General features: G+C 67.7%; 26 protein-coding genes and 3 tRNA genes. 11 read left to right on the forward strand and 18 right to left on the reverse strand.

The features are described 5' to 3' along the window. Positions 1–364: 364 nt before the first annotated feature. Entirely contained in the window at positions 365–2,179 is a 1,815-nt protein-coding gene (glmS, locus tag L1088_RS10670) for a glutamine--fructose-6-phosphate transaminase (isomerizing) (RefSeq protein WP_234555029.1), read from the forward strand. Between the two features lie 19 nt (positions 2,180–2,198). Here the strand turns inward: glmS and L1088_RS10675 are convergent, their stop codons facing one another. From L1088_RS10675 to L1088_RS10700, 6 genes are all read right to left on the reverse strand, one after another. After that, positions 2,199–3,776 carry an HD domain-containing phosphohydrolase gene (locus tag L1088_RS10675; protein ID WP_234555031.1) on the reverse strand — a complete coding sequence of 526 codons (1,578 nt, stop codon included), beginning with the start codon at positions 3,774–3,776 and terminating at the stop codon, positions 2,199–2,201. Between the two features lie 8 nt (positions 3,777–3,784). Further along, the gene (locus L1088_RS10680) at positions 3,785–5,005 is read right to left on the reverse strand and encodes a DUF4127 family protein (protein ID WP_234555033.1); all 1,221 of its coding nucleotides are present in this window, start codon (positions 5,003–5,005) and stop codon (positions 3,785–3,787) included. Between the two features lie 29 nt (positions 5,006–5,034). Then, positions 5,035–6,012, reverse strand: a complete 978-nt coding sequence (gene trxB, locus L1088_RS10685) for a thioredoxin-disulfide reductase (RefSeq protein WP_234555034.1) — start codon at positions 6,010–6,012, stop codon at positions 5,035–5,037. Between the two features lie 121 nt (positions 6,013–6,133). Next, positions 6,134–6,209: transfer RNA gene (locus L1088_RS10690), tRNA-Glu, on the reverse strand. A gap of 21 nt (positions 6,210–6,230) precedes the next feature. Continuing rightward, positions 6,231–6,305 (reverse strand) — tRNA-Glu (locus L1088_RS10695). Positions 6,306–6,311: 6 nt separating this feature from the next. Further along, positions 6,312–6,385 (reverse strand) — tRNA-Gln (locus L1088_RS10700). 77 nt (positions 6,386–6,462) lie between these two features. Here L1088_RS10700 and L1088_RS10705 point away from each other — a divergent pair. Beyond that, positions 6,463–7,062, forward strand: coding sequence for a hypothetical protein (locus tag L1088_RS10705; RefSeq protein WP_234555035.1), 600 nt, complete (start codon positions 6,463–6,465; stop codon positions 7,060–7,062). Then, positions 7,059–8,771, forward strand: a complete 1,713-nt coding sequence (locus L1088_RS10710; RefSeq protein ID WP_234555036.1) for a hypothetical protein — start codon at positions 7,059–7,061, stop codon at positions 8,769–8,771. Before L1088_RS10705 ends, L1088_RS10710 begins: the two co-directional genes overlap by 4 nt. A gap of 70 nt (positions 8,772–8,841) precedes the next feature. Here the strand turns inward: L1088_RS10710 and fmt are convergent, their stop codons facing one another. The 8 genes from fmt to L1088_RS10750 form a co-directional block, all read right to left on the reverse strand. Continuing rightward, positions 8,842–9,756, reverse strand: a complete 915-nt coding sequence (gene fmt, locus L1088_RS10715; RefSeq protein WP_234555037.1) for a methionyl-tRNA formyltransferase — start codon at positions 9,754–9,756, stop codon at positions 8,842–8,844. Further along, positions 9,753–10,328 (reverse strand): peptide deformylase, encoded by a 576-nt coding sequence (gene def / locus L1088_RS10720; protein WP_135260623.1) that lies wholly within the window; start codon positions 10,326–10,328, stop codon positions 9,753–9,755. The genes fmt and def overlap by 4 nt, the downstream gene beginning before the upstream one ends. Before the next feature lie 5 nt (positions 10,329–10,333). Beyond that, complete coding sequence (locus L1088_RS10725) at positions 10,334–11,152, reverse strand: CdaR family protein (protein WP_234555038.1); 819 nt, start codon at positions 11,150–11,152, stop codon at positions 10,334–10,336. After that, positions 11,145–11,858 (reverse strand): diadenylate cyclase CdaA, encoded by a 714-nt coding sequence (cdaA, locus tag L1088_RS10730; protein WP_038040987.1) that lies wholly within the window; start codon positions 11,856–11,858, stop codon positions 11,145–11,147. The genes L1088_RS10725 and cdaA overlap by 8 nt, the downstream gene beginning before the upstream one ends. A 3-nt stretch (positions 11,859–11,861) precedes the next feature. Beyond that, positions 11,862–13,004, reverse strand: a complete 1,143-nt coding sequence (locus L1088_RS10735) for a phosphopentomutase (protein WP_234555039.1) — start codon at positions 13,002–13,004, stop codon at positions 11,862–11,864. Continuing rightward, the gene (locus L1088_RS10740) at positions 13,004–13,264 is read right to left on the reverse strand and encodes a hypothetical protein (RefSeq protein ID WP_038040989.1); all 261 of its coding nucleotides are present in this window, start codon (positions 13,262–13,264) and stop codon (positions 13,004–13,006) included. Before L1088_RS10740 ends, L1088_RS10735 begins: the two co-directional genes overlap by 1 nt. A 9-nt stretch (positions 13,265–13,273) precedes the next feature. Next, the gene (zapE, locus tag L1088_RS10745) at positions 13,274–14,245 is read right to left on the reverse strand and encodes a cell division protein ZapE (RefSeq protein ID WP_234555040.1); all 972 of its coding nucleotides are present in this window, start codon (positions 14,243–14,245) and stop codon (positions 13,274–13,276) included. Positions 14,246–14,338: 93 nt separating this feature from the next. Continuing rightward, positions 14,339–14,491 carry a hypothetical protein gene (locus L1088_RS10750; RefSeq protein WP_234555042.1) on the reverse strand — a complete coding sequence of 51 codons (153 nt, stop codon included), beginning with the start codon at positions 14,489–14,491 and terminating at the stop codon, positions 14,339–14,341. 156 nt (positions 14,492–14,647) lie between these two features. On the opposite strand from L1088_RS10750, the gene L1088_RS10755 reads away from it, so the two are divergent. The 5 genes from L1088_RS10755 to L1088_RS10775 all read left to right on the forward strand — a co-directional run bounded on the left by L1088_RS10755 (position 14,648) and on the right by L1088_RS10775 (position 19,547). Further along, on the forward strand, positions 14,648–14,914 hold the full coding sequence (locus L1088_RS10755) for a glutaredoxin family protein (protein ID WP_234555044.1): 267 nt from the start codon (positions 14,648–14,650) through the stop codon (positions 14,912–14,914). A gap of 108 nt (positions 14,915–15,022) precedes the next feature. Continuing rightward, positions 15,023–15,802, forward strand: coding sequence for an enoyl-ACP reductase FabI (locus L1088_RS10760; RefSeq protein WP_234555046.1), 780 nt, complete (start codon positions 15,023–15,025; stop codon positions 15,800–15,802). A gap of 49 nt (positions 15,803–15,851) precedes the next feature. After that, positions 15,852–17,057 (forward strand): flavodoxin-dependent (E)-4-hydroxy-3-methylbut-2-enyl-diphosphate synthase, encoded by a 1,206-nt coding sequence (ispG, locus tag L1088_RS10765; protein ID WP_438948068.1) that lies wholly within the window; start codon positions 15,852–15,854, stop codon positions 17,055–17,057. Beyond that, positions 17,057–18,214 carry a tRNA guanosine(34) transglycosylase Tgt gene (tgt, locus tag L1088_RS10770; protein WP_234555050.1) on the forward strand — a complete coding sequence of 386 codons (1,158 nt, stop codon included), beginning with the start codon at positions 17,057–17,059 and terminating at the stop codon, positions 18,212–18,214. Before ispG ends, tgt begins: the two co-directional genes overlap by 1 nt. A 97-nt stretch (positions 18,215–18,311) precedes the next feature. Then, on the forward strand, positions 18,312–19,547 hold the full coding sequence (locus tag L1088_RS10775; protein ID WP_234555052.1) for a uracil-xanthine permease family protein: 1,236 nt from the start codon (positions 18,312–18,314) through the stop codon (positions 19,545–19,547). Between the two features lie 62 nt (positions 19,548–19,609). On the opposite strand, the gene L1088_RS10780 is transcribed toward L1088_RS10775, so the two are convergent. From L1088_RS10780 to rpmB, 3 genes are read right to left on the reverse strand one after another with little or no spacing between them, the layout of a single operon-like run. After that, positions 19,610–20,707, reverse strand: coding sequence for an AI-2E family transporter (locus tag L1088_RS10780; RefSeq protein ID WP_234555055.1), 1,098 nt, complete (start codon positions 20,705–20,707; stop codon positions 19,610–19,612). 4 nt (positions 20,708–20,711) lie between these two features. Then, a complete protein-coding gene (locus tag L1088_RS10785; protein ID WP_234555057.1) occupies positions 20,712–21,407 on the reverse strand; it encodes a M23 family metallopeptidase in 696 nt (231 codons plus the stop codon). 56 nt (positions 21,408–21,463) lie between these two features. Then, positions 21,464–21,760 (reverse strand): 50S ribosomal protein L28, encoded by a 297-nt coding sequence (gene rpmB / locus L1088_RS10790; RefSeq protein ID WP_038048438.1) that lies wholly within the window; start codon positions 21,758–21,760, stop codon positions 21,464–21,466. A gap of 73 nt (positions 21,761–21,833) precedes the next feature. On the opposite strand from rpmB, the gene lspA reads away from it, so the two are divergent. Next, complete coding sequence (gene lspA / locus L1088_RS10795; RefSeq protein WP_038048440.1) at positions 21,834–22,283, forward strand: signal peptidase II; 450 nt, start codon at positions 21,834–21,836, stop codon at positions 22,281–22,283. Between the two features lie 37 nt (positions 22,284–22,320). Here lspA and aspC read toward each other — a convergent pair whose 3' ends face one another. Then, positions 22,321–23,484, reverse strand: a complete 1,164-nt coding sequence (aspC, locus tag L1088_RS10800; RefSeq protein ID WP_234555060.1) for an aspartate/prephenate aminotransferase — start codon at positions 23,482–23,484, stop codon at positions 22,321–22,323. A gap of 142 nt (positions 23,485–23,626) precedes the next feature. Here aspC and L1088_RS10805 point away from each other — a divergent pair, with 142 nt between their 5' ends. Both L1088_RS10805 and L1088_RS10810 read left to right on the forward strand, forming a co-directional pair. After that, entirely contained in the window at positions 23,627–23,944 is a 318-nt protein-coding gene (locus L1088_RS10805) for a nucleotidyltransferase family protein (RefSeq protein WP_234555061.1), read from the forward strand. Further along, a complete protein-coding gene (locus L1088_RS10810) occupies positions 23,922–24,314 on the forward strand; it encodes a nucleotidyltransferase substrate binding protein (protein ID WP_234555062.1) in 393 nt (130 codons plus the stop codon). Before L1088_RS10805 ends, L1088_RS10810 begins: the two co-directional genes overlap by 23 nt. Positions 24,315–24,318 lie beyond the last annotated feature (4 nt).

Here is a 24,318-nt window from a genome sequence, read left to right on the forward strand (position 1 = left end):
CCTCCGGTCCAAACGGCAAGCTCCTCATACAGCCCCATTTTGTCTGAACTCAAAGGGGGAGCTCAGCTTGGCCTTTAGCTTTGCTATACTTGCCCGCGGGAGGTGAGAGGCTGCAGCGAAAAGTTTCCAGGAAGGCGGGAAGCGCAGGGGGCCGAAAAGGCCTGACGAGGTGGCGGACCCCGCAAGGGGATAACCGGCTAGGGCCGGGAAAGGTCGAGGGAATCCGCGGATGCCGCCCGGGGTGTGCCCGCCCCGCCCGCCTGAGCAAAGCCCAACGGGAAAGCCCCCAAGGGGACAACCGAAGGGCAGGGCGTTCGAGATGAGGTGCGGTCGGAGCCCCCTAGGGGCTCTTTCGGGAGAGAACATGTGCGGAATCGTTGGGTACGTGGGCTTTCGCAACGCCACGGATGTGCTGATCGACGGGCTTAGGAGGCTGGAGTACCGGGGGTACGACTCCGCCGGGGTGGCGGTGCGCACCCCGGCGGGGCTTAAGGTGGTCAAGCGCTCGGGGAAGCTCTCCGCTCTGGAAAGCGCTCTTAAGGAGGAGCGCTTGGAGGGCCCTTTGGGCATCGGCCACACCCGCTGGGCCACCCACGGGGCCCCCACCGACCCCAACGCCCACCCCCACACCACGGAGGACGGCCGGATTGCCGTGATCCACAACGGCATCATCGAGAACTACCTGGAGCTCAAAGAAGCCTTGAAGGCCCGGGGGCACCGGTTCGCTTCGGAAACCGACAGCGAGGTCCTGGCCCACCTGGTGGAGGAAAAGTACCAGGGCGACCTGTTTCAAGCCCTGCGGGAGGCCCTAAAGGAGGTGCGGGGAGCCTATGCGGTGGTGGTGGCGCACGAGGACCACCAGGAGATCGTGGCCGCCCGCACGGTGAGCCCCCTGGTGATCGGTTTGGGAGAAGGGGAAAGCTTCCTGGCCTCGGACGTGCCCGCCCTCTTGCCCTACACCCGCCGGGTCATCTTCCTGCACGACGGGGACCTGGCCCGCATCACCCGGGAGGGGGTGGAGGTCAGTGACCTTCAGGGCAACCCCCTCGAGCGGGAAGCCGTAGAGATCGACTGGACCCTCGAGGCCGCCGAGAAGGGGGGCTTCCCCCACTACATGCTCAAGGAAATCTACGAGCAACCCTGGGTCCTGGAAAACACCCTGGGAGGGCGCCTCAGGGAGGAGGAAGGGGATGTGGAGCTTGGCCTTGGCCTGGACCCCCTCGCCATCGACCGCATCCACGTGATCGCCTGCGGCACCGCCGCCTACGCGGGCTGGTACGGGAAGTACCTCTTGGAAGCCCTGGCCCGCATCCCCACGGAGTGGGACGTGGCCAGCGAGTACCGCTACCGGGACCCTGTGGCGGACTCTAAAACCCTGGCCATCGCCATCAGCCAGTCGGGGGAAACCATCGACACCCTGGAGGGCGTGCGCGAGGCCAAGCGCAAGGGGGCGCGAACCCTCGGGGTCATCAACGCCAAGGGTTCCAGCATCACCCGGGAGGTGGAGGACGTCCTCTACATCCACGCGGGACCCGAGATCGGAGTGGCCTCCACCAAGGCCTACACCGCCATGCTGGCGGCCATGGCCCTGCTGGCCGTGCGCTTCGGCCGGGCCCGGGGAACCCTCGGCCGGGAAGCGGCGCAGGCCCTGATCCGGGAGATGCGCCGGCTTCCCCGCCTGGTGGAAGAGGTCCTGGAGAAGCGGCCCCTCATCGCCCACATCGCCGAGAAGTACCACCAGGCCCAGGACTTCCTCTTCCTGGGGCGGCACGTGCAGGCCCCTACCGCCTACGAGGGGGCCTTGAAGCTGAAGGAGATCAGCTACATCCATGCGGAAGCCTACCCTGCAGGGGAAATGAAGCACGGGCCCATCGCCCTCATCGACGAGCACCTGCCCGTGGTGGTCCTGGCCACGAAGGGCCCCCTTTACGAGAAGACCCTCTCCAACATTCAGGAGGTGCGGGCCCGGGGCGGGAAGGTGATCGCCCTGGCCACGGAAGGGGATGAGGAAATCGGCAAGCTGGCCCAGGACGCGGTCTACCTCCCCGAGGTCCACCCCCTCCTCGCCCCCATCGTGAGCGTGGTGCCCCTGCAGCTTTTGGCCTACGAGGCCGCCGTCCTTCTGGGGCGGGATGTGGACCAGCCCCGCAATCTGGCCAAGAGCGTCACCGTGGAGTGAAGCGGGCCTTCCAAGAGGGCTATCCATCCTCCAGCAAACCCAAAAAGGCTTCCACCACCTCCGGGTCCAGGCTCCTGCCCGCCTGGGCCCGGAGCTCCTTCTTCGCTTCCTCTGGGGTCCAGGCCCGCTTGTAGGGGCGCTCGGAGAGAAGGGCATCGTATACGTCCACCACGGCGAAGATGCGGGCCTCGAGGGGGATCTCCTCCCCCTTAAGCCCCCGGGGGTAGCCCGAGCCGTCCCAGCGCTCGTGGTGGTAGAGGACCACGTGGAGGGCTGCCTGGGGGAGGAAGGGGAGGCTTTTCAGGATCTCCAGGCCCACCTCCGGGTGGGTCTTCACCACCCGCCACTCCCCGGTGGAAAGGGCCGCGGGCTTGCGCAGGATCTCGTCGGGCAAGGCCAGCTTGCCCAGGTCGTGGAAGTAGGCGCCCAGGCGGAGGCCCTCGAGGTCCGGAAAGCCCAAGGCCTGCCCCAGCCGCACGGAAAGCTCCGCCACCCGGTCGGTGTGTCCCTTGGTCTCGAGGTCCCGGTACTCTAGGACCCGGGAGAGGGCCTTGAGGGCAGCCTCGCGCGTAGTCCGAAGCGTGTGGAGGGCAAAAAGCCGTTCTAGGGCCTCCTCCAGCCGCTTGGCCACCAGCTTCAAGACCCCTTCGTCCTCCGGCCGGTAGGGTACCTCTTCGCCGAAGGAACCCAGGGCCAGCACCCCGTACCGCCGCCCCTCCGGCTTCAGGGGAACCAGAAGGGCCGACTTGAGGCCGCTTTCCGCAAAGGGCTTCAGGGCTCCAGGGAAGCGGGGGTAGTCCTCCACGTACACCGGACCCTCCCAAAGCTTCGGATGTCCCAGAAGCCCATCCCCGAAGCGGATGGGGTGCTTCTCGTAAAGCCGTGGAAAGCCCGAAGGGTAACGCCCGGAGATGACCGCTGGGCGCACCCTTCCTTCCTGGAAAAGGTACAGCGCCCCCGCATGGTAAGGGGTGAGGCGGAGGAGGGTATCCAGGGCCTCCTGAGCCATGGAAAAGGGCTCCCGGGCGCTCTCCAGGGCCAGGGAGAGGTCCAAAAGGGCCTGGGCCCGCTCCGCTTCCGCCCGGGCGCGCTCCAAGGCTTCTATGCGGGAAAGCACCACCCCCGCTGCCTCCGCCAAGGCCTGGATCCAGAAGCGCTCCTCCGGCAGGATTTCCCCGACACCCCCCACGGTGTCCATGGAAAGGACCCCTATGGGAGCCCCCCCAGGATCCCGCACGGCCACCCCCAGGTAGGGCCCTGGCTGGGGAGGGCCGGAAAGGAAGACCGCCTGAGGTTCCTGGCTCACGTCCGGGACATAGAGGGGCTCCGCCTGCTTCAGCACTTTCCAAGAAATACCCTTACCCGGGGGGAGCCGCACCCCTACCCAGCAGCGCGAAGGGCCCTCGGCGGCCACCAACTCTAAGACGCCTTCCTCCTTGCGGTAGAGAAAAAAGAGCACGGAAACCGCTCGAGTGGCCCTTTTGGCCGCTTTCACCACCGTCTGATAGACCTCCTCCGGGTGCTCTAAAGGGGCCAGGAGGCGCCAGGCCTCGGTCAGGGCCTGGAGGCGCCTTAGCTCCAGCACCTCGGGGGTCATGATGGGGGCTATTTTAGCAGATCCACAGCGCCGGAGTGGGGGAGCTTGCGCAAGAAGCCCCAGGCCTCAAACGACCGCTGCCAGGGGAAGGAGAGGGCCTCGAGGCCCACCCGGTACCCCTCCAGCTCCAGGTAGGGCCAAAGGGCCGTTACCCCTTGGGCCTCCGCGGGCAAGGGCTCAGGAAAACGAACCCGCACCCAAGGTCGGCCCACTTCTCCCCACCAGTAAGCGAAGTAGGCTTCAGCGAGCCGCTCCAGGCGTCCCTGAGGTTCTTCCAGGAAAAGCCCCCCCTGGGCCAGGGCGCTCCCCAGGTTGTTGGCGGGGGTACCCCAGGCGGCATAGGCGGCAAGCCGCCCGTAAAGCCCTAAGCCTTGAAGGTAGGCCATAAGGCCGGGGTCCCCCCGGTTCACCCGGGAGAGGTCCGCCAGGGCCACGGGAAAGCGGCGCATGAGGGCCATCAGGGCCAAGACCGCCTCCCTGGGGTTCCCTCCCCCGTAGGCGTAGAGGACCAGGTCCGGTCCCTCCCCCAAGGCCACCTCCCGCGCCCCAGCGCTCCGCAAAAGCCCCGCCACCGTTTCCCGCAGGGGAAGGCCTTCGTAGGGGGTAACCCTCTCGGCCAGGACTGCCTCCTCGTAGGCCACCGCCACCCTTAGGCCCGGCCGCAGGGCCCTTAGGAGGAGGACCTGCCCCGCCTCGTCCGCCCCAGGGCGGCTAGGGTAGGGGAGGCCCCGGGCCTCTCGGGGCGCGGGGGAGCCCCGCACCGCGTCGTCCCACACCGCTTCCAAGTGAATGCCTGGCAGGGCCGCCCAGGGGGTCAAGGCCCGTAGGACCTCCAGGTTACGCCCCCTTTGGGTGGCGTCCCAGCGGGGCACCACCCCGAAGAGGAGGAGCTCGCCCCCATGGCGCACCTTCCAAGAGAGGAGGGGGCCAAGGCGGGCCAGGGCATCCCCGGGAGGGAGGGGGAGGTGGCGGCTCTGGAGGAGCCCCCCGTAGGCCAGGGCGTCCAGGCTGGCCACCAGGCGCTCCCCTGAGGTGGCCAGGAGCCAGGTCCTGAGCCGGGGAAGATCCGCCCCCTCGGGTCCCCGGTAGGCTTCCTCAGGCGGGCAAAGGACAAGGCCCCACCCGCAGGGGGCCCAGTTGGGGGGGCGGTCGTCCAGGGGCAGGTAGAGGGTCTGGGCCAGGCCCAGAGCCCAAGCGAGGAGCCCGAGGGCCAGGAGGAAGGGGCGCAAGGGCGCCAGGAAACCCCCTCCCGAGGAGGCTAGCCCTTCACCGCCTCGAGGGCCTCCGCCAGGTAGCGCTCAGCCATCATGGCCGCCCGGGTGCCCGCCCCCACGCTGGTGGTGAGCTGGCGGTAGATGGGGTCGGCCACATCTCCAGCGGCGAAGATGCCGGGCACCGAGGTGAAGACCTCGTCCTGCACGGCCACGTAGCCGTCCAGCCTAAGCTCCACCACCCCTTTGAGGAAGGCGGTGTTGGGTTCGTGGCCGATGAAGACGAAGACTCCATCCGTGGGGTAGACGTACTCATCACCCGTCTTCAGGTTCTTAAGCCTGACCCCCGTGACCTGGTCCTCCCCCAGGACCTCGGTGACGATATGGGAGAAGAGGAAGTGCATCTTAGGGTTCTGGAAAGCCCGGGCCTGAGCCACCTTGTTGGCCCTCAGCTCGTCCCGGCGGTGGACCAGGGTGACCTTGCGGGCGAACTTGGTGAGGAAAAGCCCCTCCTCCACCGCGGCATCACCCCCGCCCACCACCACCACCTCCTTGTCCCGGTAGAAGAAGCCGTCACAGGTGGCGCAGGTGGATACCCCGCGGCCATAGAACTTTTCCTCTCCGGGCACCCCCAGCTTCCTGGGATTGGCCCCGGTGGCGATGATCACCGCCCGGGCGGGGTAGGAGCGCTCAAAGCCCCGGACCAAGAAGCCCTCCCCCTCCCGCTCGATGCCCAGCACCTCATCCATAACGATGCGGGCGCCGAACTTCTCCGCCTGTTGCACCATGCGGCCCGCCAGCTCTGGCCCGGAGATGCCCTCGGGAAAGCCCGGGTAGTTTTCCACCTCGTCGGTCTGGGCGATCTGCCCCCCGGGAAGGCCTTTTTCCAGGATGACGGTCTTAAGCTGGGCCCGTCCGGCGTAAATCCCCGCGGTGAGGCCCGCAGGCCCCCCGCCGATGATGACCACGTCGTACCGCTCCTCCTTTTCCCCGCTTCCCGCAAGCCCGGTAAGGGTGAACTCCATGCTCGCCTCCTGTGTCTTTAGCCTAGCACCCCTCCATACCGGGAGGGGGTATAAAGCGAACCCAGTCTGCCGGAACCTCAGGTCTATCGTCAAGGGACCAAAAGGCAATCCGAGCCGCTTTTGGTGACCCCAGGGGGATTCGAACCCCCGTCTCGGCCTTGAGAGGGCCGTGTCCTAGGCCTCTAGACGATGGGGCCATGTGCGGCTCGGACTGCGTTTGGTGACCCCAGGGGGATTCGAACCCCCGCCGCCGCCTTGAAAGGGCGGTGACCTAACCACTAGTCGATGGGGCCAAAGTTTGGCTGGGGTGCGTGGACTCGAACCACGACCGGCGGATCCAGAGTCCGCTGTCCTGCCGTTAGACGACACCCCAGCGGCGGACGCCCGATCCCTCGGGCAGAGGTTATGGTACACTCTGAGGGGCAGATTGGCAAGCCCCTGGGTGTCTTTATGGAGGAAAGCCTCTTGCAAATCCTTAGCCGCTATATCTCCCCCAGGGCCGCGGAGGGCCTGGTGGCCAAGGCGGTGGCCCAGAGGTCCCCACGGACGCCCCAGGCCTGGGCCCAGGCCATAGAGGAGGCGGTTTGGCCGGAGCTCACCCGCCTTCTTCCCTTCCGGGAGATGCCCCCAGAGCTCAAGGCTTTGGTGCGAGAGCTCAAGAGCCTAAGCGTTCCCGAGGTGGACACCGAGGCCCAGGAGGAAGAAGGGGAGGAGGCTCTTCAGGAAGCGGTGGACCTCGAGGACCCCGCCGCCCGGCAGGCCCTCGCCCGGCGGCTAGCCCGCCTGGAGGGGGTCACGGGGGTGATGGTGGTGGGATCAGGGGGCAAGGAGGAGCTCTTCGCCGGGGAACCCGCGCCCCTCCACCTGGCCCATCTCCTCCTCCTGCGCCAGGGGTACGGCGTCTTCTACGCGGTGTTGGAGAAGAGCGTGGTGGTCCTCAGACCCCTGGCCCAGGGGTATGTGGGCCTTGTGGCCCGGAAGGAGAGCAACATCGGCCGCCTGCTCCACGCCCTGAGGCGGCTCGTGTCGGTAGCGGAGGTTGGTGGATGAGAGGATGGCTTTCCCTGGTTCTCTTCGGCCTCACGGCTTTGGCCGCACCCTTGCCCCAGGTGTACGACCGCCTGGAAGAGGCCCTCACACGGGTGCGCCTGGAGGAGCCCGCCCAGGCCACCGCCGCCCTGGACCGGGCGCAAAGCCTCCTCCGCCAGGAGGGGCAAGGGCTTCCCCCGGTTCTCCGGGATGCGGCGGTCACCAACCTCCAGGAGGCGCGGCAGGCGGTGCTAAGGAAGAGCCGGGCGGACCTCGAGGCCCGCCTCCTCCTGGTGCGCCACCTGGTGGGTAAAGCCCTTTACGATGGTTTCTTCCAGGCTCCAAGCGGGGAGAAGACCGCTTACCTGGCCCGCCTTTCCCGGGCCACAGGCCTGGATCCCGCGCGGGTCCAGGGGGTGCAGAACCTCTCCCCGGAAGAGGCCCGCCGCCGCTTGGAATCGTCTTACCTCCAGCTCATGGCGGAGGATTTAAACCGGGCCCTCGCCGCTCCCTCCCGCCCGGAGGCCTACCTGTCCCTGGTCCGGGCCTACGCCCGCTTCCTGGTGATCCAAGACAGCCCGCAAAGCACCCTCAAAGCCCAGGAGTTCGTCCAGGCCTTGGCCAAGATTTCGGGTGGGGAAAACTTCCGTCCAGACGTCCAGGCCCTCCGGGAAAAGGTGGCCGCTTGGCGGAAGAGCCTTGCGGCTTCCCCAGCCTCACCTCCACCTTCGCCATCCCCTGCCCCCTCGCAACCTCCAGCTCCCACCCCAGCACCCACCGTTGCCGCACCTACGCCCACTCCCACCCCAGCACCCTCGGCCCCGTCCCCCGCTCCATCCTCCAGCCAGGTACGCCTGGCGGAAACGGTCCTGCCCCAGGAGATCCGAGAGGAAACCAGCCTGCTCCGCCTGAACCCAGAGGTGGGCCAGCGGGTGGGTGAGGCCCTCCTGCGGCTGGCCATTCCCAGCCTGGTGAACTGGCTGGACCTTCTGGACGAGGTGCGCAGCAGCCTGGCGCAGGCCCAGCTCTATGCGGAAACGGGACAATATCAGCGCGCCAAAGCCCAGCTCAGCTACGCCTACAGCCGCTACCGCCTCAAGATCTACCCCGTGGTAGGGGCCTACGCCCCAGAGCTGGCCGAACGCGCCGACCGCCTTTTCTTGACCACGCAGAACGCCGTGGGTCTGCGGACGGTAGACTTCACCGTGCTTCTGGGGGAAATTCAGGAGATTGAAGAGCGCCTGCTGGGGGGTACCCTCGGCCCCTGGCACGCCCTTCAGGTTCAAACCCAATTCCTGCTCTTGGGTATTCCCCGGGCGGTCTTCTTCCTCCTGGCCGGAGCCTTGGCGTTCTTTCCCTTGTACCTAATCCGCCTCACCTTTGGCGGACGCAACGTCTACTGGAACCTCCTGGGGCTAGCCTTCCTCTTCCTGGTGCTCCCCATCGTGGCCGAGGGGCTCTCCTATCTGGGTTCTATCCTGGCCGAGTATGGCGGGCTACCCGCTTTAGGGGTTCTGGCCAACCTCTCCGTGGCCCAAGCCCTGGCCCCCTACCTGGCTTGGGGGCTTTCCGCCTTCCTGGTGGTGGCCTTCGCTGGGGCAGGCCTAAGGGGTATCGCCGCCCAGTTCGGCCTCCTCCGGGAGCGGGGGGTGGAAGTGGTGCCCACGGAGGAACGGCCTGCCACCACCCTGACCAGCGAAACCATCGTGGAGTGGGACGAGGAGTTCTAGGTACCCCGTCGGGGCGCAAGTCCCGACGGGGGCCCCACCCCAGGAAGGGGAGTGGTCCCGCCGAGAAGACCTATTCCAACCGGGTGCCCGGCCCCACCCCATACCCCCGGGCCCAGTCGGCGGCGGGCATGGGCCGCTTCCCTTCAGGCTGGACCTCCAGAAGCCGGATAAGCCCTTCCCCCGTGCCCACCAAGACCCCCTCCCGGTCCACCCCCAGCACCACCCCAGGCTCCCCCGAACCCGGCTCGGGGCGCATCCTGAGGACCTTCACCCGCTTCCCTCCGTGGAAGAAGTAGCTCCCCGGCCAGGGCTGCACCCCCCGGTGGCGGTTGTAGATGGCTTGGGCGCTTTCGGCGAAGCGGATGCGCCCCTCCTCCTTGGTGAGGAGGGGGGCGTAGGAAGCCTCCCCTTCCTGGGGGGTGGGGGTGAGGTGGGGGAGGTTTTCCAGGGTCCAAAGGAGAAGCTCTATCCCCTTGTCCCGAAGGCGTTCGGAAAGGGCCACCGCGTCCTCGTCGGGGCCGATCTCCGTGCGGAAGACCGCGTAGAGGGGCCCGGTATCCAGGCCCTCCTCGGTCCGCATGATGGCCACTCCCGTTTCCTTCTCCCCCCGGATGAGGGCCCACTGCACGGGGGCGGGGCCGCGGTACTTGGGGAGGAGGGAGGGGTGGAGGTTGAGAAAACCCCAAGGGGGCACCTCGAGGACCTCCTTGGGCAGGATCTTGCCGTAAGCGGCGGTGACCGCCACCTCCGGGGCCACAGCCTTGAAGGCCTCCAGAAACTCCCGGTTTCCCTTAAGGCGTTCGGGCTTCAGAAGGGGAAGCCCGTGGGCCAAGGCGTACTCCGCCACCGGACTGGGAGCGGGCTTCAGGCCCCGGCCCTTGGGCCTATCCGGCTGGGTGACCACCAGGACCACCTGGTGGTGGCGGCCCAGGGCATCCAATACCGGCACCGCCCAGGCGGGCGTGCCGAAGAAGGCCACCCTCATCCCCGGGAGAGCTCCTTTAAAAGGGCCCTGGCCTCCTTCTGCATCCGGGCCAGCTCCGCCCGGTTTTCCTCCAGGAAGGCCTCCCGCTTGGCCTTGGGCAGGCGCTCGAAGAAGAGGATACCGTCCAGGTGGTCCATCTCGTGCTGGAAGACCCGGGCCATATACCCCTCCAGCTCCAGGGCGCGGGGCCTCCCCTCCTCGTCCTGGTATTCCACCCGGATCCGCTCCGCCCGGGGTACCTCCTCAGCATAGAGGCCAGGGAGGGAGAGGCACCCTTCCAGCCCCTCCACCTCCCCTTCCCGGTGGGTGATCACCGGGTTGGCCACCACGTAGACCTGGCGCACCAGGTCGCGTAGGGGCCTTTCCTCTCCCTCGGGCTCATCGGCGTACTCCACCGCCACGAAAAGGCGCTCAGAAAGCCCAATCTGGGGCGCGGCCAGGCCCACCCCCCGGGCTTCAAACATCGTCTCCAGCATGTCCTCGGCGAGCTTTTTGATCCCGGAAAAATCCTGCACCGGCCGCGCCCGCCGGCGCAGCACCGGGTCCCCGTAGAGGCGGATGGGGTAGATCATCCTTGCTATTCTAGCGCAAGCCGCACCCTACCCGAAACCTGACCCAAAACCCACACCCCCGGGGGAAGCTGCAAAAGCCAGGGCCCGGCGACTTCCCCTGGGCGGAAGCCCCCTTGGGGCCTGGCCTCTACCTCGTCTAGCCCTTCCAAGGCCTCTTTGGGTCCTACCACCTCCACGGTCTTGGGGGCATAGTCCAGCACCTTGAGGCCCACCGGGGGCCTGAGGACCACGGCCACTTCCTTGCGGAAGAGGGGAGCCTCCCGCTGCACCACCCGCACCTCCCGGGGGGCAAGTTCCACCCCCAGGAGGGGACCCCGGGGACCGAAGGCGGTGAGGCCCACCGCCTCCCCTCCCAGGTCCAGGCCCACCGCGGCCACCGCCTCCTCCACCTGGCTCCGCGGCCCCTTGGCCTCCACAAAGGCGGGCTGGGTTTCCACCCATGCCCCTTGGGAAAGAACCTCCACCGGAAGGGTGCGGGTGAGGATGGCCTCCACCCGGCCCTCCACCCGGGCAGGGCGGATCTCCAGGACCTCTACCCCCTGGGGCACGGCCACCCGCACCTCCCGGGCGAAGGCCCCCTCCGCCCCGGAGAGGTCCAGGTAGGCGGAAACGGGGAGCCTGGCCCCCTCCACCAGGGGGGCCGGCCCCCTTAAGCGCAACATGACCTCCTTGGGCACCCCTTCCGCCGTGCGCTCCTCCCCCAAGCCCACCACCTGCAGGGGCACGCTCACCGCCCGCTCCACCACCGGAGCCCTCTCCCTTAGGGAGTACCAGACGGCCACAGCCGCCAAAAGGGCCAGGAGAAAGCTCCCCCAGTCACGCACGGAGCACCTCCTTGAGCTTTTCCCTCAGGGCCTCGAGGCTCATGGGCGGGGAAAGCCTTCCCCCCTCCGCCAGCCTTATGGCCCCCGTTTCCTCGCTCACCACGATCACCAGGGCATCAGAAACCTCGGAAAGCCCCAAGGCCGCCCGGTGCCGGGTGCCCAGGCCCATCCGGGCCTCGGAGAGGGGAAAGACGCACCCTGCGGCGAAGAGCCGGTCCCCCCGCAGGATGGCCCCGCCGTCGTGCAGGGGGGTGCCGGGGTAGAAGACCGTCTGCAGAAGCCTGGCGGAAAGCCGGGCCTCGAGGATCTCCCCCGTGGCCGCATACTCCCCCAGGGGGGTGCGCCTCTCCAGGGCCAGGATGGCCCCGTAGCGCCGTTCGGAAAGCCGGGAAAGGCCCAAAAGCAGCTCCTCCAGGGCCAGGGAAGGCGCCCTGGGCCCCTGCGCCCGACCGATGCGCTCCAAAAGCCCCCTGAGCTCCGGCTGGAAGACCACGATCAGGGCGAAGGCCCCCAGGGTGGCGGCGTTGCCCAAGAGCCAGGAAAGGGTGGAAAGCCCCAGGAGGCTCGCCAAAAACCAGACCGCCAGGTAGACCAGAACCCCCCGCACCAGGTTCAGGGCCCGGGTGCCGGAGAGGAGGCGGTGGAGGGAGTAAAAGAGGACCGCCACCAGGAGGATGTCCAAGAGGTCGCGCCAGGTGAAGGGCATGGCCTAAAGGAGGCTTTTTCCAGGGCCCTCCCAGGGAAGCCCAAAAAGCTTGGCCCAGGTGGCCCCCAGATCCGCAAAACTCTCCCGGGTACCCAAATCCCCCTCCACCCCCGGCCCCACCCAGAGGAGCATGCCGTACTCCCTTGTGTGGTCGGTGCCGAAGAAGGTGGGGTCGTTGCCGTGGTCGGAGACCAAAAAGAGGTGGTCCTCGGGGCCCAGGGCCTCGAGGAGCCGGGGGAGGAAATCGTCCACCTCCTTGAGGGCCCGGGCGTACCCCTCTGGGTCCCGGCGGTGGCCGTACTTGGCGTCAAAGTCCACCAGGTTGGTGAAGACGAGGCCGGAGAAGGGCTCTTGCATGAGGGAAAGGGTCTTCTCCAGGCCGTCGCGGTTGTCCACCGTCTTCACCTCCCGGGTGAAGCCCCGCCCTGCGTAGATGTCGGGGATCTTCCCCACCCCCACCACCTCGAGGCCCCCCTCCTTCAGAAGGTCCAGAACATTCCTGGGGGGTTCCAAGGCGAAGTCCTTCCGCAAATCCTCCCGCCGGTAAAAGTTCCCGGGCTCCCCGGCGAAGGGCCGGGCGATGACCCGGGCCACCTGGTGCTCGCCCAAAAGCATTTCCCGGGCCACCTGGCACCACCGGTAAAGCGCCTCCAGGGGCACCACCTCCAGGTGGGCCGCCACCTGGAAGACGCTGTCCGCGGAGGTGTAGACGATGGGAAACCCCGTCTTCAGGTGGGCCTCCCCGTAGTCCCGGATGGCCTCGGTGCCGGAGTAGGGCCGGTTCAGGAGCCACCCCCCCACCCCGATGGCCTCCGCCCACGCCCTAAGGAGCTCCTCGGGAAAGCCCTCGGGGTAGGTGCGGAAAGGCCTTTCCAGGTGCACCCCCACGAACTCCCAGTGCCCGGTGGTGGTGTCCTTGCCGGGGTTCACCTCCCGCATGCGGCCAAAGGCCCCGTGGGGCTTGGGCCGGGGCAGGGTGTGGACCCCAGGAACCCACCCCAGGCCCAAGGCCGCCAGGTGGGGAAGCTCCACCCCGGTCTTCAAAACGGTGTGGTCCAGGGTGTCCGCCCCCTCGTCCCCGAAAAGAGGGGCATCCGGTAGATACCCCAGGCCCACCGAGTCCAGGACGATGGCCGTGAGCTTCATTAAGACCTCAAGCCCCCTTCTTCTTCCTCCTCTTCCTCCCCGGCCAGGGCCATAAGCTCCTCCGGGGTCATCTCGGAAAGGGCCCGCACCGCTTGGAACTCCTCCACCAGGCCCTGGATCTCCTCCATGGCCTCTTCCAGGGAGAGCTCCCCGTCTTGGTACTCGTCCAACACCTCCTCGATGGCCTCGAGGATCCCCACCGCCGCGCTGGCCTGGGAAAGGGCCTGGGCCAGCTCCGAGAGCCTTTCTGAGAGCTCCATGCCCCCATGCTACCCCAAAAGCTCCGCCAGCCGGGAAAGGGCCCGCCCGTACTTTTTGGCGAAGGCCCCGTGGCGGTAGCTCTCGGGGAAGATCTCCCTCAAGGGCGCCCCCGAGGCCCGGAGGTCCACCCCCAGGTTGTACACTTGGTCCACGAAGTGCACGAAGCGCAGGGCGTCGTTCTGGTCGGGGATAGGCTCGAGGCCCAGGAGGTAGACCGCCTCCACCCCCTCCAGGAGGTAGCGGTAGCGGATGGGATGGAGGGTGCGCAGGTGGGCCAGAAGCTCGGGGAAAGCGTCCAGGGTCTTGGGCCTAGGGTCTTCCCGGTAGCGGGCCAGGAGGGCCTCCTCGGAGAGGGGTTCGGGGTAGCGCCCGGGGTCGCGGTGGCGGTAATCCTCCCCATCTATGCGCTCCACGGCGAAGCGCCGGGCCAGGCTTTGGATCTGGTGCCTAAACTGCTCGGCGTTGAACCGCCCTTCCCCTAGGGCCCCAGGCGGGGTATTGGAGGTGGTGGCCACCCTAAGGCCCCGCTCCATGGTGAGGGCCAGGAAGTGGCTGATCATCTGGGCGTTCCCTGGGTCATCCAGCTCGAACTCGTCCAGGAAGAGGTAGCGCAAAGCGGCAAAGCGCCTGGCCCCTTCCCTTAGGCCCATGAGGCCCAGGGCGTAGGTGAGCTCCTCAAAGGTGAGGAAGGCCTTGGGCGCGGGGGCCTCCAGGTAGGCGGCCACCAGGAGGTGGGTCTTCCCCACCCCGAAGCCCCCGTCCAGGTAAATCCCCTGGGGCCCGGGGAGCCTCGGACGGAAGAGGCCCCGGGGGCGGTCCTTAACCCATCGTCGCAGGCGCTCCTTGGCCAGGGCCTGGGAAGGGTAGCGGGGATCGGGGCGGTAGGCGGCGAAACTGGCCCCCCGGAAGCGGGGCGGGGGAACAAAACGCGCAAGGAGCTTCTCCAGGTCCACCTCGGGGTGGCGGTCCACTAGGCGCATGGGGCCCATTCTAAAGTGCCTCTCGTGCCCTCAAAAAGCCGCACACACCCCTGCACCGGGGCCCCTACCCTGACGAGGTCGGGTGGGGCGATATCAGCGCACCATCTCCCTCCACCTTTCCCGGATGAGTTCCTCCACCAGGCTTACTCCTGGGGGGACCAAGTCCTTGTAGAAGCTCCGGACCCGCCGGGCCACCTCGCGGAAGCTCAGAGGCTCCAGGGTGCCGTCCTCCCGGAGGCGGGCCACCAGCCGGTCCTCTTCCTGGAGGCCCAGGGCCGCCGTACCTCCGCGGGCAGGACCACCCGCCCTTTAGGGCCCACCTGCAGGATATAGTGGGTTTTTTCCGCCACCTGCCCTATACTCCCAGGGCACTCCGGGGGCCTTCTGTTACCATGGAGGGGTATGGTTCGGCTCTACGGCATCCCCGGGTGCGGCCCCTGCGAGATCGTGAAGATGTTCCTGGCCCAGAAGGGCATTCCCTTTGAGTTCGTGAACGCCCGCCAGGACCCGGAAGCGGCACAGAAGATCGCCGAGCTGGTGGGAAGCCCCACCGCGGGCGTGGTCCTGGAGTGGAACGGAAGGGTGGAAGCCATCCGCGGGGTGTCCCCGGCCTCCTTGAACGCTTGGCTCGTCCGGTACCAGGAGGCCTTCCCCGAGAGGGTGGGGTAAGAAAAACCCTAGCCATGGGGAAGCGGAAGGGGCTGGCATCAGCCCCAAAGGCCTTTTTACGGACGGCCTCCCCATCCCGAAACCGCGAGCCTCAAGTATAATCCCCCCATGCTCACCCTGGACCTTTCTGGAAAAAAGGCCCTGGTCATGGGGGTTACCAACCAAAGGAGCCTGGGCTACGCCATCGCAGAAAAGCTCCACCAGGCAGGGGTGGAGCTGGCCTTCAGCTACCAGGGGGAGAGGCTCAAGGAGGAAGTGGAGCGGCTTGCCGCCCCCCTAGGGGCCCTCACCTTCCAAGCGGACGTAACCCGGGATGAGGAGCTGGACCGGCTCTTTGCGGGCATTGGGGAAGCCTGGGGGCATCTGGACTACCTGGTCCACGCCATCGCCTTCGCCCCAAGGGAGGCCATGGAGGGGCGCTACCTGGACACCCGGCGGCAGGACTGGCTTCTGGCCCTCGAGGTCTCCGCCTACTCCCTGGTGGCCGCGGCCCAAAGGGCGGAAGCCCTCCTAAGGGAGGGCGGGGGCATCGTGACCCTCACCTACTACGCCAGCGAGAAGGTGGTGCCCAAGTACAACGTGATGGCCATCGCCAAGGCGGCCCTGGAAACAAGCGTCCGCTACCTGGCCTACGAGCTCGGCCCCAAGGGGGTCAGGGTGAACGCCATCTCCGCGGGGCCCGTGCGCACCGTGGCCGCAAGGAGCATCCCCGGCTTCATGAAGATGTACGACCGCGTGGCCCAAGTGGCCCCCCTGAAGCGCAACATTACCCAGGAGGAGGTGGGGAACCTGGGCCTCTTCCTCCTCTCCCCCCTCGCAAGCGGCATCACGGGAGAGGTGGTCTACGTGGACGCGGGGTACCACGTGATGGGGATGGAGCTGGAATAGCAGGCCAATACCCAGACGAGAACGCCCCCTCTCCGCTACCATGGGTGGGATGAGACGCCCTACCCCCACGGTATGGGTGGGACGCGTTCCCCTGGGAAGCGCCCACCCCATCGCCGTCCAGTCCATGACCAACACCCCCACCGCGGACGTGGAGGCCACGGTGGCCCAGGTCCTGGCCCTCTTTCGTGCAGGAAGCGAGCTCGTCCGCCTCACGGTGAACGACGAGGCGGCGGCCCAGGCGGTGCCAAAGATCAAGGAAAGACTCCTGGGGGAGGGAGCGGAGGTGCCCCTGGTGGGGGACTTCCACTTCAACGGCCACCTGCTCCTCCGGAAGTACCCCAAGATGGCCGAGGCCCTGGACAAGTTCCGCCTGAACCCCGGCACCCTGGGCCGGGGGCGGCACAAGGACGAGCACTTTCGGGAGATGGTGGAGATCGCCAAGGACCTGGGCAAGCCCGTGCGCATCGGGGCCAACTGGGGAAGCCTGGACCCCGCCCTCCTCACCGAGCTCATGGACCAAAACGCCAGGAGGCCCGAGCCCAAAAGCGCCCACGAGGTCCTCCTGGAGGCCCTAGTGGAAAGCGCCGTGCGGGGCTATGAGGCCGCCCTGGAGCTGGGCCTAGGGGAGGACCGGATCGTCCTCTCCACCAAGGTGTCCAAGGCCCCCGACCTGGTGTGGGTCTACCGGGAGCTGGCCCGGCGCACCCGGGCCCCCCTGCACCTGGGCCTCACCGAGGCGGGGATGGGGGTGAAGGGGATCGCGGCCAGCGCCGCCGCCTTGGCCCCTTTGCTCCTGGAGGGCATCGGGGACACCATCCGGGTCTCCCTGACCCCCGCCCCGGGCGAGCCCCGCACCCGGGAGGTGGAGGTGGCCCAGGAGATCCTCCAGGCCCTAGGCCTGCGCGCCTTCACCCCCGAGGTGACCAGCTGTCCGGGGTGCGGCCGCACCACCAGCACCTTCTTCCAGGAGCTGGCCGAGGAGGTGAACGCCCACCTCAGGGCCAAGCTCCCCGAGTGGCGGGCCAAGTACCCCGGGGTGGAGGGCCTGAAGGTGGCGGTGATGGGGTGCGTGGTCAACGGCCCTGGGGAGAGCCGCCATGCCCACATCGGCATCTCCCTGCCGGGGGCGGGGGAGGAGCCCAAGGCCCCGGTCTATGCCGACGGCAAGCTCCTCACCATCCTTAAAGGGGAAAGGATCGCCGAGGACTTCCTGGCCCTGGTGGAAGACTACATAGAGCGGCGCTTCGGGAGCTAATGGAGCCCTTCCGCTTTCAGATCCTCGCCCAGGCAGGGCGGGCCCGGGTAGGCCGCCTGCAAACCCCCCACGGCCCCGTGGAAACCCCCCTTTTCATGCCCGTGGGCACCCAGGGTTCGGTGAAGGGCCTCCTGCCCAAGGACCTAAAGGCCATCGGCAGCCAGGTGCTCCTGGCCAACACCTACCACCTCCTCCTGCGGCCCGGGCCCGAGAGGGTCAAGGCCCTCGGGGGCCTCCACGGCTTCGCCGGGTGGCGGGGCCCCTGGCTCACGGACTCCGGGGGCTTCCAGGTGATGAGCCTGGGGCACCTCCGGCGCATCGACGAGGAAGGCGTGGTCTTCCAGAGCCATCTGGACGGGAGCCTGGTGCGGCTCACCCCGGAAAGGAGCATTGCGGTGCAGGAGGCCTTGGGGGCGGACTTCATCATGGCCTTTGACGAGTGCCCGCCTTACCCTTCCCCACGGGAGTACCTGAAAGCCTCCCTGGAGCGCACCCTGCGCTGGCTGGAGCGGAGCCTGAAGGCCAAGACCCGCCCCGACCAGGCCCTCTTCGGCATCGCCCAAGGGGGGACGGACCCGGAACTTAGGGCCCTTTCCACCCGGGAAACCGCCCGCTTTGACCTTCCCGGCTACGCCATCGGGGGCTTGGCCGTGGGGGAACCCAAGGAGGCCATGTTCCCCATGGTGGCCCTCTCCACGGAAATCCTCCCGGAGGACCGCCCCCGCTACCTCATGGGGGTGGGCCACCCCGAGGACCTGGTGGCGGCCATGGGCCTGGGGGTGGACCTCTTCGACTGCGTCTACCCCACCCGCACCGGCCGCTTCGGAAGCGCCCTGGTGCCGGAAGGGCGCCTGAACCTGAAAAACGCCCGCTTCCTGGAAGACCCGAAGCCCCTGGAAGAGGACTGCGACTGCTACACCTGCCAGACCTACAGCCGCGCCTACCTAGCCCACCTGGTGCGCGCCGGGGAGATGCTGGGCGGCATCCTCCTTTCCCTGCACAACCTGCGCTACCTCCACCGCCTCACCGAGGGAGCCAAGGAGGCCATCCGGCGGGGGAACTACGGGGCCTTCGCCCAAGCCTTTGCGGAACGGCGCTTCGGCAAGGAGGTACCCTCCTGGTTCCGGGAAGCCCTGGCCGCTGGGGGGCACAGGTGAAGCCACGGGAAGAAACCGGATCGGGCTGGGACCAGGAGCCGATGGACCTCCGCGCGGGGGGTTGCGGGCCCGGAAAAGCCTTTAGAATGAACCTGGTATGAAGCCAAGGCACCTTATCCTGGGCCTCCAGCACGCGGTGGCCATGTTCGGGGCCACGGTGCTGGTGCCCCTCCTCACCGGGCTCAACCCGGCGGTGGCCCTCTTCACCGCCGGGCTCGGCACCCTGGTCTTCCATCTGGTCACGGGGCGGATGGTCCCGGTCTTCCTGGGCTCCAGCTTTGCCTTCATCGCCCCCATCCTGGCCGCCAAGGAGGCGGGCTTTTCCCTGGCGGCGGTGGGCGGCGGGATCGCAGCGGCGGGGCTGGTGTACACCCTTTTTGCCCTGCTCGTCCTCCTCATCGGCTCGGAGCGGGTGCGCCAGGTCTTCCCCCCGGTGGTCACGGGGCCGGTGATCGTGGTCATCGGCCTCACCCTGGCCCCGGTGGCGGTGCAGATGGCCAGCAAGGACTGGCTTCTTGCGGTCTTCACCTTCCTGAGCGCCGTGGTGAGCGCGGTGTTCCTCCGGGGGCTCTTCCAGATGATCCCCGTGCTCCTGGGGGTGGGGGCAGGCTACCTGCTGGCCCTGGCCTTGGGCCGGGTGGACCTGACGCCCTTGACGGAAGCTGCCTGGTTCGGCCTTCCCTCCTTCACCCTGGCCACCTGGGAGTGGGGCGCGGTGCTCCTCATCGCCCCGGTGGCCTTCGTCACGGTGATGGAGCACATCGGGGACATCCTGACCAACGGGCGGGTGGTGGGCAAGGACTTCTTCGCCCGACCCGGCCTCCACCGTACCCTCCTGGGGGACGGCCTGGCCACCAGCCTGGCGGGGCTTTTGGGGGGGCCAGCCAACACCACCTACTCGGAGAACACCGGGGTGCTGGCGGTGACCCGGGTCTACGACCCCTTGGTGCTCCGCATCGCCGCGGTCTTCGCCATCCTCCTCTCCTTTTCCCCCAAGCTCGCCGCCCTCCTGCAAACCCTGCCCCAAGGGGTGCTGGGGGGCATCTCCATGCTTCTTTTTGGCATGATCGCCTCCATCGGCATCCGCACCCTGGCCGAGGCCGAGATCGACTTCACCCACAGCCGCAACCTGATCGTGGTGTCCGCCATCCTGGTCCTGGGCCTGGGCGGCGCGGTGGCGGAGCTGGGCAAGGTGCAGGTGGCGGGGGCCGCCGTGCCCCTCAAGGTGAGCGGCATGGCCCTGGCCGCCCTGGTGGGGGTGGTGCTGAACCTCCTTTTGCCCAAGCAGCTGGAGCCCGAGGAGCTGGCCACCGAGGAGGAGCGCCTGCCGTAGGCACCCCAAAGGGTTGCGGGCACAACCCTTCCAAACGGAAACCGTTTTCCCTGTGGGGGCGGTTAGCCCTCCCGGTAAAAACGGCTTGTCTTATAGTAGTCTTCCAGGAGCACCTTCAAGAAGGCGGCGGCGGGCACCCCCAAAAGGGCTCCCCAGAGGCCGAAGAGGGTAGCCCCCAGAAGGATGGCGGCGATGGCCGTCACGGGGTGGAGGCGCGTGGCCCGGCCCACGATGAGGGGGCCCAGGAGGTTGCCCTCGATCTGGTTGGCCAGCCAGAGGACCAAAAGGGCCATGAGCACCTTAACCCAGCCCCCAGTGGCCGCCAGGAGCAAGGCGGGCACCCCGGAGACGATGACCCCCACGAAGGGGATGAGGTTGAAGACCCCGGCCAGGAAGCCTAGGCTGGCGGCCAGGGGCACCCCAACGAGCCAAAGCCCCACCCCCACCAAGAGGCCCACCAGGAAGGCCACCAGGAGCTGGCCCCGTATGTACCCGCCCACGCTGCGGTCCAGCTTGTGGGCCAGGTCAGCCACCAGGGGCTGGTAGGGCTCGGGGAAGACCAGGAGGGCCGCCCGGCCCAGGCGGGGAAGGTCGTAGAGGAAGTAGATGGAAAGCGCCAGGGCGGTGAGGAGCTGAAAAACCCCGCCCAGGAGGGAGGTCAAGAAGCCCAGGAGGTTTCCCCCTTGGGCGAGGAGGCCCTGGAGCCAGCGAACGAGGGTTTCCAAGAAGCCCTGGAGAAGGCCCTGCAAGCCGCGGCTGGCTTCGGCCAGGATGGGCTTGAGGGCCTCGGGCACGGGCACCGCCCGCGCGCGGTCGGGCAAGGAGAGAAGCCAGGAGAAGAGGGGCTCCAGCAGACGGGGAAGCTCCTGCGCCAAGCGGGTTAGCTCCAGAACCGTCTGGGCGGCCAGGAAGGAGGCCAGGCCCAAGAAGAGCCCGAGGAGGAGGTAGACCAAGACCACCCCCAAGGCGCGGGGAAGCCTTCGCCCTTCAAAGAAGCGCACCACGGGGTGGGCCAGGTAGGCGAAGGTAAAGGCGGTGAGGAGGACCGAGAGGGCAGGCCAGGTCCGGGCCAGGAAGCGGTAGAGGAGGAAAAAGAGGAGAAGGTAAACGAGGACCCGCACGTAGGGGTTCTCCCACACCCGGGCGAAGGCTTCGCGCATGGGGCTATTCTAAGCCGAAGAAGGCCTTGGCCTGGCGGAGAAGCTCCTCCTGGGGTAGGCCTTGGAAGAGGAAGCGGCCCTGGTCGGGCTCCCCCTCCCAGACTTCAAAGAGGAGCCTGGGGGCGCCTCCGTTGAGGCCGGTGTTGCCCACGTAGCCGATGGGGTCGCCGCGGAAGACCCGCTTCCCCACCCTCAGGCCCGGGTAGGGGGCCTGCAGGTGGGCGTAGACGGTGGTGCGCCCGTCCGGGTGGCGGAGCCAGACCTCGAGGCCCCTAAGAAGGTCCATCTGCTCGGGGGAAGCCCCGCTGCGCACCGCCTCCAGCAGCTTCTGGTACTCCTCCAGGGAGGGTTCTTTGTGGTCCAGGTCCACCCGCACCACCTCCCCGGCTTGGGCGGCCACCACCCCCATCCCCCGGACCACCGGCACGCAGGCATCCCCACCCTGGAAGACGAAGCCCGCGCTTACCCCCTTGCGGTAGGGGCGGGGAGCGCCCGGGAGGTGTTCCGGACGGCTGGGCAGACAGGCCCCAGGGAGGGGAAGGAGGTACCCCTCGGGAACCTGGGCGGCCTTTTCCCGTAACGCCCACACCTCCCGATGCAAGGCAGCCAGCTGCCGCCCCCGGGAGGCGAAGCCTAGGGTGAGGACCAGGGCGTAGAGGGCCAGGGCCAGGAGGAGGTAATGCCCCGGCTTCCAGCTCATGGGCCCATGCTACAAAAAAGACCCCCTGCCGGGGGTCCCGAGGGCAGGCCCAGAGGCTAGAGGAGCTTCAGGAGCCTTTCCTTGATCTCTTTGGCGGAAAGCCCTTCCAGCTTCAGGCCCTTGGCCCTTTCCAGAAGCTCGTAGACCTTGGGGATGTGGCTGGTGGCCACCCGGAAGGTGATCTCCTGCCCTGCCACCTTCACCCGCACCTTCTGCAGGTTGGGGTACTGGCGCCGCTTGGAAATGCCAGTGGTCTTCTTACCCACACCCCCTTCCCGCTTGGCCTTACCCCGCCGCTCAATGGTGTTGGCCACGATGGGCCGCTTTCCGCTAATCTCGCACACCTTGGACATAGCGCCCTCCCGTGCCCGAAGGCAAACCCTTAGGAGTATAGCACAAAGGAGGAAATCCGGTAGACTCTCCTCCGTGCCCACGGTGCTCATCCCCCTTCTCCTCGCCCTGGACCAGATCCTGAAGCTCTGGGCCCTGGAAAACCTCTCCCCGGTGCCCAGGCCCCTTTTGGACGGCCTTCTCTACCTGACCCTGGTGCGGAACACGGGGGCGGGCTTTGGCCTCTTGGAGGGGAAGGCCTTCCTCCTGGGATGGCTGAGCCTTGGGGTGGGGGCTGTCCTCCTCTACTTCCTGGCTAAGCGGCGCTACCCCCTGGGGCAGGCCCTGGCCTTATCCCTCATTGCGGTGGGGGCTTTGGGTAACGGCATCGACCGCCTGGGAAGGGGCTGGGTGGTGGACTACCTGGACCTGGGAACCTCCATCCCCCTCATCGCCAACTTCCCCGTCTTCAACCTGGCGGACGCCTGCGTGACGGTGGGGGCTGCCTTGCTCCTCCTGAGCCCCAGAAGGCGGCGCCGCCTTTAAAGGTCTGACCGCGGGCTGAAGGCTCCAGGAAGGCTGTTTAGGAGCTCGGCACCCCCAGGGCCCGGGCGAAGCGCTCCAGGGCTTTTTGCAGGTTCTCCTCGCTGGTGGCGTAGGAGAGGCGCACGTGCCCGAAGGCGGCGAAGTCGGTGCCCGGGACCACCGCCACCCCGGCCTCCAGAAGCCTCTCGGCGGCCCGAACCTCGTCCGGGGCGAAGGGGGAGGTGTCCAGGAGGACGTAAAAGGCCCCGCTGGGGCGCACGGCCTTCAGGCCCAGCCGGCTCAGGCCCGCAAGGAGCAGGTCCCGCCGCCTCCGGTAGGCTTCCCGGGCCATTTGGATAAAGGCCTGGCTGGCCTCCAGATTGGTGAGGGCCTCGAGGGTGGCCCACTGGGCGATGGTGTCGGGGCTGGTGGTGGACTGGCTGGACACGTCCGCCATGGCCCGGATGACCTCCTTGGGGCCACAGGCGTAGCCGATGCGCCAGCCAGTCATGGCGAAGGCCTTGGCCGCCCCGTTCACGGTGAGGGTGTGCTCGGGAGCGATCCGCCCCGGGGAGAAGTGCTCCCCCTCGTAGATGAGGTGCTCGTAGATCTCGTCGGAAACCAGGTAGAAGTCGTGCTCTTGGGCTAGGCGGGCCAGGGCCTCGAGGACCTCCCGGGGGTAGACCGCCCCCGTGGGGTTGTTGGGGGAGTTCACCACCAGGGCCTTGGTGCGCCCGGTAATGGCCCGCCGCACCGCCTCCGGATCGGGGACGAAGCCGTCTTCGGGACGGGTGGCCACCTCCACCGGAACCCCCCCGGCGAAGCGCACCATCTCGGGGTAGCTCACCCAATAGGGGGCCAGCACGATGACCTCGTCGCCCGGGTCCAGGATGGCCTGGAAGAGGTTGAAAAGGGCCTGCTTCCCGCCCACGGTGACGAGGGTCTGGTCCGGGGTGACCTCGAGGCCGTTCTCCCTTCGGAACTTCTCCGACAGGGCCTCGCGGAGCTCGGGGATGCCCGCGGGAGGCGCATACTTGGTCTTCCCCTGGGCCAGGGCTCGCCGGGCCGCTTCCTTCACGTGCTCGGGGGTGTCAAAGTCGGGCTCCCCGGCGGTGAGGGCCACCAGGTCCACGCCCTGGCGCCTGAGCTCTAAGGCGCGGGCGTTCACCGCCACCGTGGCCGAGGGCTTCATGGCCTTGACCCTTTGCGAGAGGCCGCGCATGGCATAAGTATACGGGAAGGCGGGGGACTCTGACGTTCTACGGCTCGCGCCACGGCGGTGGCCCCAAAGGGACCATGGGCAGGCCGCTTGGGCTTTGGCCAATGGGGCAACCTTTGCGTGCGAGTGCTTAGTATAGGAAGTAATGAACCTCCCCCTTTCGCAAAAAGAGGTTTTGGAGGAGGTGGCCGAGCGGGTGGCGCGCCACCTTCAGGGCAGGCGCTACCGCCTCTGGCTCTTCGGCTCCCGGGCCAGGGGGCAGGCCAGCCCCCGCTCCGACTACGATCTGGCCCTGTGGGCCGACCCGCCCCTGGACCTGGCCACCCTGGCCCGCTTGCGGGAGGAGTTGGAGGGCTTGCCCCTCATGCAAAGGGTGGACCTGGTAGAGCTCTCCTGGGCCCCAGGGCTCAAGGAGGCGGTGGAACGGGAAGGGGTGCTCCTTGGAGAAGGAAACCCATCTTAGAGAACGCACCGCCCTATTCCGACGGGCGGTGGAGCGGCTAGGGGATGCCCTGGCGCGCCCCAAGGATGAGTTCATCCGGGACTCGGCCATACAGCGCTTTGAGTTCACCTTTGAGCTCGCTTGGAAGGTGCTCAAGCTCTACCTGGAACGGGAGGGCCTCGAGACCCGCTCCCCCAGGGCCGCCATCCGCGGAGCCTTCCAGGTGGGCCTCCTCCCGGAAGACCCGGGCTGGCTGGAAATGCTGGAACTCCGGAACCTCACCAGCCACACCTACGACGAGGCTTTAGCGGAAAGGATCTACGCTGCCTTACCCCAGGCGCTTGCCCGGTTCCAGGACCTCTTAAAGCGCTTGGAAGAAGCCCGCCCCTAAGCCG

The organism is Thermus caliditerrae, from assembly GCF_021462525.1.
Classification (GTDB): domain Bacteria; phylum Deinococcota; class Deinococci; order Deinococcales; family Thermaceae; genus Thermus; species Thermus caliditerrae.

Excerpts from the sequence above, each read along its gene's own strand:
- L1088_RS10710 (WP_234555036.1), top strand. The coding sequence starts at position 7,059 with ATGAGAGGATGGCTTTCCCTGGTTCTCTTCGGCCTCACGGCTTTGGCC.
- tgt (WP_234555050.1), top strand. The coding sequence starts at position 17,057 with ATGGAGCCCTTCCGCTTTCAGATCCTCGCCCAGGCAGGGCGGGCCCGG.
- L1088_RS10740 (WP_038040989.1), bottom strand. The coding sequence starts at position 13,264 with ATGGAGCTCTCAGAAAGGCTCTCGGAGCTGGCCCAGGCCCTTTCCCAG.
- trxB (WP_234555034.1), bottom strand. The coding sequence starts at position 6,012 with ATGGAGTTCACCCTTACCGGGCTTGCGGGAAGCGGGGAAAAGGAGGAG.
- L1088_RS10805 (WP_234555061.1), top strand. The coding sequence starts at position 23,627 with ATGAACCTCCCCCTTTCGCAAAAAGAGGTTTTGGAGGAGGTGGCCGAG.
- L1088_RS10760 (WP_234555046.1), top strand. The coding sequence starts at position 15,023 with ATGCTCACCCTGGACCTTTCTGGAAAAAAGGCCCTGGTCATGGGGGTT.
- aspC (WP_234555060.1), bottom strand. The coding sequence starts at position 23,484 with ATGCGCGGCCTCTCGCAAAGGGTCAAGGCCATGAAGCCCTCGGCCACG.
- L1088_RS10775 (WP_234555052.1), top strand. The coding sequence starts at position 18,312 with ATGAAGCCAAGGCACCTTATCCTGGGCCTCCAGCACGCGGTGGCCATG.
- def (WP_135260623.1), bottom strand. The coding sequence starts at position 10,328 with ATGATCTACCCCATCCGCCTCTACGGGGACCCGGTGCTGCGCCGGCGG.
- ispG (WP_438948068.1), top strand. The coding sequence starts at position 15,852 with ATGAGACGCCCTACCCCCACGGTATGGGTGGGACGCGTTCCCCTGGGA.
- rpmB (WP_038048438.1), bottom strand. The coding sequence starts at position 21,760 with ATGTCCAAGGTGTGCGAGATTAGCGGAAAGCGGCCCATCGTGGCCAAC.
- cdaA (WP_038040987.1), bottom strand. The coding sequence starts at position 11,858 with ATGCCCTTCACCTGGCGCGACCTCTTGGACATCCTCCTGGTGGCGGTC.
- zapE (WP_234555040.1), bottom strand. The coding sequence starts at position 14,245 with ATGCGCCTAGTGGACCGCCACCCCGAGGTGGACCTGGAGAAGCTCCTT.
- fmt (WP_234555037.1), bottom strand. The coding sequence starts at position 9,756 with ATGAGGGTGGCCTTCTTCGGCACGCCCGCCTGGGCGGTGCCGGTATTG.
- L1088_RS10785 (WP_234555057.1), bottom strand. The coding sequence starts at position 21,407 with ATGAGCTGGAAGCCGGGGCATTACCTCCTCCTGGCCCTGGCCCTCTAC.
- L1088_RS10705 (WP_234555035.1), top strand. The coding sequence starts at position 6,463 with ATGGAGGAAAGCCTCTTGCAAATCCTTAGCCGCTATATCTCCCCCAGG.
- L1088_RS10675 (WP_234555031.1), bottom strand. The coding sequence starts at position 3,776 with ATGACCCCCGAGGTGCTGGAGCTAAGGCGCCTCCAGGCCCTGACCGAG.
- L1088_RS10780 (WP_234555055.1), bottom strand. The coding sequence starts at position 20,707 with ATGCGCGAAGCCTTCGCCCGGGTGTGGGAGAACCCCTACGTGCGGGTC.
- glmS (WP_234555029.1), top strand. The coding sequence starts at position 365 with ATGTGCGGAATCGTTGGGTACGTGGGCTTTCGCAACGCCACGGATGTG.
- L1088_RS10735 (WP_234555039.1), bottom strand. The coding sequence starts at position 13,004 with ATGAAGCTCACGGCCATCGTCCTGGACTCGGTGGGCCTGGGGTATCTA.
- L1088_RS10755 (WP_234555044.1), top strand. The coding sequence starts at position 14,648 with ATGGTTCGGCTCTACGGCATCCCCGGGTGCGGCCCCTGCGAGATCGTG.